Below are 9232 nucleotides of genomic sequence, written 5' to 3'. Positions count from 1 at the left end.
ACAGTTTGGAATGCATTTCCCTGTGGGAGCGGGCTTGCCCGCGATGGTCGCACCTAGGTCTTAAGGCAAATCACGGCTCGCGTAGAACGCACCCAACACCTTCACCAGGTGCGCCAGGTCATGGCTGCCGCACAGTTCGCGGATGGAGTGCATGGCGAACGTCGGCAGGCCGATGTCCACCGTACGCACGCCCAGGTGGCTGGCGGTGATCGGGCCGATGGTGGAGCCGCACCCCATGTCGCTGCGTACCACGAAGCTCTGCACCGGCACTTCCTGGGCCATGCACAGGTGGCGGAAGAACCCGGCGGTTTCGCTGTTGGTGGCGTAGCGCTGGTTGTTGTTGACCTTGATCACCGGGCCGGCGTTGAGTTTGGGGCCGTGGTTGGCGTCGTGCTTCTCGGCGTAGTTGGGGTGCACGCCATGGGCGTTGTCCGCAGATACCAACAGGGATTTCTGAATGGTACGTACGAACTCATCACCTTCCGGCAGCAGGCGGCGCAGGGTCTGTTCCAGCATCGGACCGTCGGCACCGCAGGCCGAGCAGGAGCCGACTTCTTCATGGTCGTTGCACACCAGCACGCAGGTTTCTTCGGTGTCGCTGGTGAGCAAGGCTTGCAGGCCGGCGTAGCACGACAGCAGGTTGTCGAGGCGGGCGCCGGCAATGAAGTCGCCATTGAGGCCAATGACGGCAGCGCTCTGGGTGTCGTAGAAGCTCAGCTCGTAGTCGAGCACCACATCGGCGTTCAGCCCGTGTTCGCGTGCAAGCTGCTCGGTGAGTACGGCGCGGAAGTCCACACGCTCGTCACCGGCGAATTGGGCGAGGATCGGTGGCAACTCGGTCTGGGCATTGATCGCCCAACCCTGGTTGGCTTCACGGTTCAGGTGAATGGCCAGGTTCGGGATGATGGCGATGGGCAGCTTGAAGTCGATCAGTTGGCTTTCGACCTTGCCGTCGCGGCGGAAGGTGACGCGGCCAGCCAGGGACAGGTCACGGTCGAACCAGGGCGCCAGCAACGCGCCGCCGTAGACTTCCACGCCCAACTGCCAGAAACCCTGGCGTTGCAGCTCCGGTTGCGGCTTGACCCGCAGGCAAGGGCTGTCGGTGTGTGCACCGACCAGGCGGATACCGTCCAGCAGCGGCGAGTGCCGGCCAAGCTTGAAGGCGATGATCGAGGAGTCGTTGCGGGTGACGTAATAGCGACCGTTGGCCTCGGTGGTCCAGGTCTCGCGCTCGTCAAGGCGCTGGTAACCGGCGGCTTCCAGGCGTTGGGCCAGGGCGGCAGTGGCATGAAAAGGAGTAGGGGAGGCCTTGAGGAAATCGATCAGGCCTTGATTCAACGCTTCGCGCATAAATAGCTCCAGACAGCAATGCGCGGAGTTTACCGTATTGGTTGCGAACACAACACAAAACCACTATGGGACTGACACACCGCTATCGCAGGCAAGCCAGCTCCCACATTTGATCGTGTTCACCCTTCAAAAGGGCGCAGGGCACTCGAAGCGCAAGCGCTCACCGCTTTGCGGGTGAGTGAAGCTCAACATGCTCGCATGCAGACACAGGCGCGGCCACGCGGCCAGGGCCTGTTCATGGGCGTACAGGCCGTCGCCGAGCAACGGATGGCCGATGGACAGCATGTGTACGCGCAGTTGGTGCGAACGCCCGGTGATGGGCGTGAGCTCCACGCGGCACCAGTCGCCACAGCGTTCCAGCACTTTCCAGAAGGTCAGCGCGTGTTTGCCGAACTCATGGTCCACCACATGGCGTGGTTTGGTCGGTGGGTCGTAGCGCAGGGGCAGGTCGATGCTGCCACTGTCCAGTGCCGGTTGGCCCCAGGCCAGGGCGGTGTAGGCTTTTTCGGTTTCGCGGTCATGAAACTGGCGCGACAGCTCGCGGTGGGTGTCGGCGTCCCGGGCCAGCAGGATGATCCCTGACGTTTCCCAGTCCAGACGGTGCACGATGCGGGCTTCGGGGTAGCCGTTTTCCTGCAGGCGGGTGATCAGGCAGTCCTTGTTGTCGTCGGCGCGGCCAGGCACCGAGAGCAGCAGGGTCGGTTTGTTCACCACCAGGACAGCGTCATCCTGATGGAGGATATGGATGTTGGACAGCGGCATTAAACAGCCTCGTAACAAACGCCAACGGCGGCTCGCCCACCCGGCTCCCCAAGGGGATCAAGGTGAACGAGCCGCCGTGGCGGCCACCCGTTCGATCAACGATCTGGCAGGGTGATATTGAGTTCCAGAATCGAACAGCTTCCCTCATTCTCGAGGGCGATCTGTACTTGATCGTCGCCGATATTGACGTACTTGCGGATCACTTCCACCAGCTCCTTCTGCAAGGCGGGCAAGTAGTCCGGGGTGCTGCGTTGGCCGCGTTCGTGCGCCACGATGATCTGTAGACGCTCTTTCGCCACGGACGCAGTAGTCGGCGTTTTTCTGGTACGAAAGAAGTCAAAAATGTTCATGGTTTAGTTGCCTCCAAAGATACGCTCGAAGAATCCCTTCTTCTTGACATCGAGGAAGCGATGTTCCACGGACTTGCCCAGCAGGCGATCGACGGCATCGCTGTACGCCTGGCCGGCGTCGCTCTGGTCGTCGAGGATGACCGGAACACCTTGGTTAGAGGCTTTGAGCACTGCCTGGGATTCTGGAATCACGCCCAGCAGGGTCACGGCGAGGATTTCTTTCACGTCTTCAACGCCAAGCATTTCGCCGTTGCTGACGCGCTCGGGGTTGTAACGGGTGAGCAGCAGGTGCTCCTTGATCGGGTCTTCGCCTTTTTCGGCGCGCTGGGACTTGCTGGCCAACAGGCCGAGCATGCGGTCCGAGTCACGTACCGACGAGACTTCCGGGTTGGTCACCACGATGGCCTCATCGGCGAAGTACATCGCCAGGTGGGCACCGGTTTCGATGCCGGCCGGGGAGTCGCAGACCACGAACTCGAAGGTTTCTTTCAGTTCGGCGAGGACTTTGCCCACGCCGTCCTTGGTCAGCGCTTCCTTGTCACGGGTCTGGCTGGCCGCCAGCACGTACAGGTTTTCGAGGCGCTTGTCCTTGATCAGGGCCTGCTGCAGGTTGGCTTCGCCGTTGACCACGTTGACGAAGTCATACACCACGCGGCGTTCGCAGCCCATGATCAGGTCGAGGTTACGCAAACCGACGTCGAAGTCGACGATAACTGTCTTGTGGCCGCGCAGCGCGAGACCGGTACCGATAGCGGCGCTGGTGGTGGTCTTACCCACACCACCCTTGCCGGATGTAACCACGAGAATCTTGGCCAAGGTGTTTCACCCCTAAGGAAAAAGGACTTTTCGGTCCCTGAAAAACATCTCTTGGAACTCGCTGCAGGCGGACAGCCTTGTAGGAAAAAATAATTCCTACACAAGTAATGCCGGTTTCGCTGTGCTATCAGAGTCTAGAGATGCTTGGAAAATGCGGCAGTATCCGTTAAAGACGGATGATGTTCAACACATCGCCCGACAGGCTGACCTGCACCCCGGCCCCCCACAGCGGATCACGGCGCAAATCTTCTGAAACCTTGTACTGGCCTGCGATGGACACTAGCTCAGCGGTCAACTGCTGGCAAAAAATCCGCGCCTTTGTATCACCCTTGATGCCGGCGAGGGCACGTCCGCGCATCGGGCCGTATACATGGATGTTGCCATCGGCGAGAAGTTCCGCCCCGGGACTGACCGAGGACACCACCACCAGGTCGCCGCCCTGAGCGTAAATTTGCTGTCCGCCGCGTACGGGCGAGGTGATGATCTTTGTAGGCTTGATCGTCGGCTCCGGTGGTTTTTCCGGTTTTTTCTTCTCTTCACCGACCAATGGTTCGAGCGGACGCTCGCGCGCACCCGAGGGTGGCAATACTGGCAGTTCAATGGCGATGGCCGCAGCAATGTCTTCGATACGGCTAGCGCGAATCGCCAGCGTACGCAGGCCGTGGGAGCGACAGACGCGCATCAGCCCGGGCAGGTCGATGACGCCCTGGCCGGCGGGCAGTTTGTCCAGCGCCAGCACCAGCGGGGCGTTGTTGAAGAAGTTCGGCGCCAGGGCGACCTTGGCGGCGAGCTGGCGGTCCAGGGCGTCGAGGTCGTTGCGGGCCAGTTCCAGCACGGTGATGGCGAGCATGCTGCCTTTCAGCTGGAACACGGGATCTTGGTCTAGCGGTTCGGTTTGGCTCATGGTCGGCAAAAGCGGCTTGTCACGAAAAGTGTCGAGACTTATAACGAGAACATCCCCGGGCCGCAAGCCGGGTCGAACCGTTGTAGAATGCGCGGCCCTTGTCTTTACCGGAATCTGTAATGGATCGCCCGCGTTTTCGAGCTGTATTTTTTCACCCGCGTTTTTGGCTGTTATGGCTGGGACTCGGCTTGTTGTGGCTGGTCACTCAACTGCCGTATCGCGCGCTGCTGACCATTGGTCGTTTGCTCGGCGCGGGGATGTACCGCGTGGCCGGCGAACGTCGCCGCATCGCTGCGCGCAACCTGGAGCTGTGCTTTCCGGAAAAAAACGCCCAGGAACGCAAGCGACTGCTCAAGGACAACTTCGCCTCCACCGGCATCGCCTTCTTCGAGATGGCCATGAGCTGGTGGTGGTCGCGCCAGCGCCTGGCGCGGCTGGCCCATGTCGAAGGCCTGGAACACCTCAAGCAGGCCCAACTGGATGGCAAGGGCGTGATCCTCATGGCCCTGCACTTCACCACCCTGGAAATCGGCGCGGCCTTGCTGGGGCAGAAACACACCATCGATGGCATGTACCGCGAGCACGGCAACCCGTTGTTCGACTTCATCCAGCGCCGTGGCCGCGAGCGTCACAACCTCGATTCCCTGGCCGTTGAGCGTGAAGACGTGCGTGGCATGCTCAAGCTGCTGCGCGCCGGCCGCGCCATCTGGTATGCACCGGATCAGGACTACGGCGCCAAGCAAAGCATTTTCGTGCCACTGTTCGGTATCCAGGCCGCCACCGTGACGGCCACCAGCAAGTTTGCCAAGCTGGGCAAGGCGCTGGTGGTGCCATTCACCCAGGAGCGGCTGGCCGATGGCAGCGGTTATCGTCTGGTGATCCATCCGCCGCTCAGTGATTTCCCTGGCGAGAGCGACGAAATCGACTGCCTGCGGATCAATCAGTGGGTCGAAGCCGCGGTACGCGAATGCCCCGAGCAATACCTGTGGACGCACCGGCGTTTCAAGAGCCGGCCACCGGGCGAGCCCAAGCTGTACGAGAAACGCCGTCGGTAAATCCTGACTTTTCCCACATGGAGTGACGCAATGCGCCCAGCTGAACCGGTTACAGGCTTGATTCTTTCCGGCGGCGGGGCGCGAGCAGCGTATCAAGTGGGGGTATTGGCGGCGATTGCCGAGCTGTTGCCGCCGGGGGCGCCCAACCCGTTTCCGGTGATCGTCGGCACCTCTGCCGGCGCGATCAACGCCGTGAGCCTGGCCAGTGGCGCCATGGACTTCACTGCCGCGATTCAGCGCCTTACCGCATTCTGGCAAGGCTTTCGCAGCCACCTGGTGCTGCGCAGTGACTGGCCCGGGGTCATCCGTCAGGCCGGGCGCTTCTTTATTCACAGCCTGCTCGGCCTCGGCGCCCAGGTGCCGGTAGCGCTGCTCAACAGCACGCCGCTCAAAGCGCTGCTCAAGGATAAATTGCACCTGGACGGCATTGGCGAAGCGATTCGCCAACAGCATCTGCATGCCGTGGCGGTGACGGCCTTTGGTTATGAGTCCGGGCAAGCGGTGACCTTCTACCAGGGCGGCGGCACCATCGATGCCTGGCTACGCCATCGGCGTATCGGCGTGCCCACGCAGCTTACGGTCGAGCACCTGCTGGCCAGTTCGGCGATTCCCTTGCTGTTCGCCCCGGTCAAACTGGAGCAGGAGTACTTCGGCGACGGTGCCGTGCGCCAGTCGGCGCCGATCAGCCCGGCGCTGCACCTGGGCGCCAACCGTGTGCTGGTGGTCGGTGTCAGCGGCAACCCGCGCGGCAACGAGCCGGCGGCACAGCGCACCTACACCGGCCAGGAACCCACCCTGGCGCAGATCGGTGGGCACATGCTCAACAGCACGTTCATTGACAGTCTGGAAAGCGATATCGAGTTGCTGGAACGCTTGAACCAGTTCAGCCATGCCGCGCCCGAGTTGGCGGCCGTGGAAGTGCTGGTGATCGCCCCGAGCCAGCCCATCGATGAAATTGCGGCGCGGCATCGCCAGGAACTGCCGGCGGCGTTGCGCCTGTTTTTGCGCGGGCCGGGAGCGACCAAGACGAGCGGGGCGGGGGTGCTGAGTTACTTGCTGTTCGAAGCGGGGTATTGCAGCGAGTTGATCGAGCTGGGACGGCGCGATGCGTTGGCCAAGCGTGAGGAGTTGTCACGATTCCTTGGCATTACACCGATCTAAATGTGGGAGCTGGCTTGCCTGCGATAACGGTGTGTCAGCCCATAAATGTGGCACAGACAGATTGCTATCGCAGGCAAGCCAGCTCCCACAGGAGACCGCGATCACATTTTAAAAGTGGTACTTGACCAGGAAGCTCGCGGTGTTCTGGTTGGTCTTGAATGCGCCCGAATCTTCGATCCCGTACTTGTTCTTCCAGTAGTCGTATTCGAAGCCCACGTACAACTGCTTGTCGCCCCAGTGCAGCGCTTTGCCGAGGTCGTATTTGACCTGCGGGTTGAAGTGCAGGTTGGCGTGGTAAGTGCCACGGGCGTTTTTGTCGTTGTCGGTCACCCAGTCCATGAAACCGTCGATCAGCACGTCGGAGTTGCCCACCGGAAGGGTGTATGACCACACCGGGGTGATCTGCCACACGCCGTCACCCGGACGATTGCCTTCAGTCTGGCGCTGGTAGAAGTTCAACTGGAAGTAGTCGAAGCCGGGGATGTTCAGGTCGAAGCCCGGACCCAGCAGGTACGACTCGTTATCGCCTTCGCCGAACTCGTAGGTGAACGCCAGCAGCACATCTTTCACCGGGCCCAGGGACAGGTCCTTGTCCAGAATCTTGCCGAACGACAGGCGCGGGCTGAACTCACCGTAGTAGGTGTTCGGGCCGACATTTCCGTCTTCCTTGCCGTTGTAGAAGATGCGGTCGAGGAAGAAAAAGTTGTCGCCGTACTTCCAGGCGTCGGCGTGCTCGAACGTGACGGTTTGCTGGATCTGCGGGTTGACGGTGAAGCTCTTGCCCCACAGGTAGGTCAGGCTGTTGTTCTGCCACTGCAACAAATCACCGGCCACGGCCTGGCCGCCGGCCAGCAGGGATCCCGCCAGCATCAGGCCTTTGAACATAGGTTTCATTCGGTTGCTCCCGAGTTAAGGTTTTATGGTTTTTCTTCTACGCAGGCGCTCTGGTGTGGCGCCTTTTGGTTCGCTGCAAAAATCGTCTATTCGGTCAGCTTTGATGCTTTTAGCAAGCGCCGCGCCAAGGCTTTCAAAAAGCCAAAAAATCCCCGTCGGCTGCATCGGATGCAGTCGAATTCAGGGGACTTTTGCGTGTTTTGGCCGCAGACAATAGGCCGGGATAAGTTGGCCTTGCAGTCAGCTTTTACATTCGCTGTTTTTTTTTGAGTCGATTCGAGCGGGCGCGGAGAATACTGGCTCCCATGCCTTGGCTCAAGTGCGCCGTTACAGCGCGCGCGGGGCGAGAATGGGGCACGGCTCGTGGCCGGCCCCAGGTGAAGGGTGTGCATGTGGATGTTCCCTGTTTCGTTATTGTTTTTGTTTGAACGAAGGAATCAATGCGTATGGGCGACGGCAGGTCGTTCCGAACCGCCGAGAATGTTGAACAGCACATTCAGCGATAACGCGCTGAGGGTGGCCATGGCGATGCCGCTGTGGGTAATCGGGCTCATCCACAGTGGCAACTGCGCGAAGAATTCCGGGCGCACCACCGGGATCAGGCCCATGCCGATGCTCACTGCCACCAGCAGTTGGTTGCGACGGTCGGCGATGTCGGCTTCCTGCAGGATCTTGATCCCGGTGGCCGCGACCATGCCGAACATGGCGATGGCCGCGCCGCCGAGCACCGCCGGCGGAATCGACGCCACCAGGTAAGCCGCTTTGGGCAGCAGGCTGAGCACGATCAGGAACACCCCGGCCATCATCGTCACAGAGCGGCAGCGCACGCCGGTCATTTGCACCAGGCCGATGTTCTGCGCGAACGAGGAATGGGTGAAGGTGTTGAAGAAGCCGGCAAAGAACGACGCACCGGCATCGCACAGCAAGCCTCGGCGCAGCATCTTTGGCGTGACGTCCTGGCCGGTGATCTTGCCCAGGGCCAGGAACATCCCGGTGGACTCGACAAAGATGATCACCACCACCAGGCACATCGACAGGATCGGCGCGAGCTCGAACTTGGGCATGCCGAAATGCAGCGGTGTCACCACCTGCACCCACGGTGCCCGGGCCAGGCCGCTGAGGTCGACCATGCCAATGGCCCCGCACAACGCGTAGCCCAGGCCCATACCGATCAAGACCGAGATGTTCACCCAGAAGCCGCGCATGAAGCGGTTGATCAGCAGGATGGTCGCCAGTACCAGGGCGGCGATGGCCAGGTAGACCGGCGAGCCAAACGTCGCCGCGGCACTGCCGCCCCCGGCCCAGTTCACGGCCACGGGAAACAGCGACAGGCCGATGGCGGTGATCACGGTGCCGGTCACCAGCGGCGGGAAGAAGCGTACAACCTTGGACATGAACGGCGCGATGAGCATGCCGAAGAATCCGGCCGCGATGGTCGCCCCGAAGATCCCCTGCAAGCCGATACCCGGCATGCCGGCCATGGCCACCATGCTGCCGACGGCGGCAAAGCTGGCCCCCATCATCACGGGCATGCGAATGCCCACCGGCCCGATGCCGAACGACTGCACCAGGGTGGCGATACCGGCCACCAGCAGGTCGGCGTTGATCAGAAAAGCGATTTCTTCACGGCTGAGGCCGGCGGCCTGGCCAATGATCAGGGGCACGGCGACCGCGCCACCGTACATCAGCAAGACGTGTTGCAGGCCTACCAGAATCAGTTGCAAGAGGGGCAGCCGCACCAGGGCGGGTGCGGCGGGAATCTGCGGTTCGGCTAACTCGGTCATGCAACACCTCGGATCTTTTTATTGTTGTGTTGTTTGGCATTCAATTGCCGGATGGAACTCAATCTTCAAAACACGACTGGTCTCAAAGGTGGGAGCTGGTCTGTGTGGGAGCTGGCTTGCCTGCGATAGCATCACCTCGGTAGGCCTGATACACCG

Annotated in this window: 9 protein-coding genes; 2 read left to right on the top strand and 7 right to left on the bottom strand. The window is 61.2% G+C overall.

The window, feature by feature from the left end:
- Positions 1-60 precede the first annotated feature (60 nt).
- The 5 genes from ACW9IB_RS28715 to minC form a co-directional block, all read right to left on the bottom strand.
- Positions 61-1350 carry a M18 family aminopeptidase gene (locus ACW9IB_RS28715; protein WP_457369171.1) on the bottom strand — a complete coding sequence of 430 codons (1290 nt, stop codon included), beginning with the start codon at positions 1348-1350 and terminating at the stop codon, positions 61-63.
- Positions 1351-1476: 126 nt separating this feature from the next.
- Complete coding sequence (locus ACW9IB_RS28710) at positions 1477-2112, bottom strand: RluA family pseudouridine synthase (protein ID WP_003192838.1); 636 nt, start codon at positions 2110-2112, stop codon at positions 1477-1479.
- Positions 2113-2207: 95 nt separating this feature from the next.
- The gene (gene minE / locus ACW9IB_RS28705; protein ID WP_019410761.1) at positions 2208-2462 is read right to left on the bottom strand and encodes a cell division topological specificity factor MinE; all 255 of its coding nucleotides are present in this window, start codon (positions 2460-2462) and stop codon (positions 2208-2210) included.
- Between the two features lie 3 nt (positions 2463-2465).
- Entirely contained in the window at positions 2466-3278 is an 813-nt protein-coding gene (minD, locus tag ACW9IB_RS28700; protein ID WP_457369170.1) for a septum site-determining protein MinD, read from the bottom strand.
- A gap of 166 nt (positions 3279-3444) precedes the next feature.
- Positions 3445-4182: a septum site-determining protein MinC gene (minC, locus tag ACW9IB_RS28695; protein WP_457369169.1), complete on the bottom strand. Its 738-nt coding sequence runs from the start codon at positions 4180-4182 to the stop codon at positions 3445-3447.
- Positions 4183-4301: 119 nt separating this feature from the next.
- Between minC and ACW9IB_RS28690 the strand changes: the two genes are divergently transcribed.
- Together ACW9IB_RS28690 and ACW9IB_RS28685 are read left to right on the top strand one after the other, a co-directional pair.
- On the top strand, positions 4302-5237 hold the full coding sequence (locus ACW9IB_RS28690) for a lipid A biosynthesis lauroyl acyltransferase (RefSeq protein ID WP_457416675.1): 936 nt from the start codon (positions 4302-4304) through the stop codon (positions 5235-5237).
- Between the two features lie 30 nt (positions 5238-5267).
- Positions 5268-6398 carry a patatin-like phospholipase family protein gene (locus ACW9IB_RS28685; protein ID WP_457416673.1) on the top strand — a complete coding sequence of 377 codons (1131 nt, stop codon included), beginning with the start codon at positions 5268-5270 and terminating at the stop codon, positions 6396-6398.
- A 108-nt stretch (positions 6399-6506) separates the two neighbouring features.
- On the opposite strand, the gene ACW9IB_RS28680 is transcribed toward ACW9IB_RS28685, so the two are convergent.
- Both ACW9IB_RS28680 and ACW9IB_RS28675 read right to left on the bottom strand, forming a co-directional pair.
- Positions 6507-7292 carry an outer membrane protein OmpK gene (locus tag ACW9IB_RS28680; protein ID WP_457369166.1) on the bottom strand — a complete coding sequence of 262 codons (786 nt, stop codon included), beginning with the start codon at positions 7290-7292 and terminating at the stop codon, positions 6507-6509.
- 437 nt (positions 7293-7729) lie between these two features.
- Positions 7730-9076 carry a nucleobase:cation symporter-2 family protein gene (locus ACW9IB_RS28675; protein WP_457416671.1) on the bottom strand — a complete coding sequence of 449 codons (1347 nt, stop codon included), beginning with the start codon at positions 9074-9076 and terminating at the stop codon, positions 7730-7732.
- Positions 9077-9232 lie beyond the last annotated feature (156 nt).

The sequence above is a fragment of the Pseudomonas sp. SDO524_S393 genome, assembly GCF_054071875.1.
Note: the sequence above shows the minus strand (reverse complement) of the source record. Positions and strands in the feature narration are given on the sequence as shown.

Bases quoted from the DNA above. Each gene is read 5' to 3' on its own strand.
- ACW9IB_RS28715 (WP_457369171.1), bottom strand. From the start codon at position 1,350: ATGCGCGAAGCGTTGAATCAAGGCCTGATCGATTTCCTCAAGGCCTCC.
- ACW9IB_RS28710 (WP_003192838.1), bottom strand. From the start codon at position 2,112: ATGCCGCTGTCCAACATCCATATCCTCCATCAGGATGACGCTGTCCTG.
- minE (WP_019410761.1), bottom strand. From the start codon at position 2,462: ATGAACATTTTTGACTTCTTTCGTACCAGAAAAACGCCGACTACTGCG.
- minC (WP_457369169.1), bottom strand. From the start codon at position 4,182: ATGAGCCAAACCGAACCGCTAGACCAAGATCCCGTGTTCCAGCTGAAA.
- ACW9IB_RS28690 (WP_457416675.1), top strand. From the start codon at position 4,302: ATGGATCGCCCGCGTTTTCGAGCTGTATTTTTTCACCCGCGTTTTTGG.
- ACW9IB_RS28685 (WP_457416673.1), top strand. From the start codon at position 5,268: ATGCGCCCAGCTGAACCGGTTACAGGCTTGATTCTTTCCGGCGGCGGG.
- ACW9IB_RS28680 (WP_457369166.1), bottom strand. From the start codon at position 7,292: ATGAAACCTATGTTCAAAGGCCTGATGCTGGCGGGATCCCTGCTGGCC.
- ACW9IB_RS28675 (WP_457416671.1), bottom strand. From the start codon at position 9,076: ATGACCGAGTTAGCCGAACCGCAGATTCCCGCCGCACCCGCCCTGGTG.